Genomic DNA, 650 nt, shown 5'->3' with positions numbered 1-650 from the left:
GATGGGTTGTTTCCGGTGTGGCGCTACCACCCGTTTGTCACCAACTCCAAGTTGCCCACCACCGAGGCCGACATCACCCACCGAAAGCACGCCATCATCGAGACCACCTTCGCCGATTTGATCGACGGCCCACTGGCCCATATACCCTCAGGGCTGTTTGCTGCGAATTGTGCCTGGTTGGGCTGTGCGGTGATCGCGCATAACCTGCTGCGCGCTGCCGGCACCCTTGCTGGCGGTAACCATGCCGTGGCCCGTGGCGCCACCTTGCGCCGCGACCTGGTCAACGTGCCCGCCCGCTTCGCCGCCCCTGCCCGCAAACCGATGCTGCATCTGCCAGCCCACTGGCCCTGGCAAACCGGGTGGAAAGCCCTGTGGGACAACGTCATCAGCTATCCAACCGCACAGCCGCGCGCTGCCTGACCACACGGCCAGATCCTGTCCACCCCGCCATCCCAGGCCCGAGCCGAGGAAGCCCGTAACAAGGAAAAGCTGGTACAGGCCAGCCGATCACCCATGTCCAGGCGCATCCCCAGCCAGCCGCAGCCCACCCTAATCAGCCCGAGGAACGCTCGAAATCACCAATCCACGGATTGAGGCTTAGCCGGCCAGCAGCCCGGCCAGCCGCGCGGCGAGCGTCTCCCACCGCCATT

General features: G+C 65.4%; 1 pseudogene. It reads left to right on the top strand.

The annotated features are described in order from the left end of the window. Nucleotides 1-420, top strand: a pseudogene (locus tag F6Q13_RS19320) (IS1380 family transposase); the annotation flags it as partial. Between the last annotated feature and the right edge of the window lie 230 nt (nt 421-650).

Origin of the sequence: Mycobacterium sp. (assembly GCF_008709575.1) — a bacterium.
GTDB lineage: Bacteria > Actinomycetota > Actinomycetes > Mycobacteriales > Mycobacteriaceae > Mycobacterium.
This window is presented reverse-complemented; position numbering and strand designations above follow the sequence as displayed.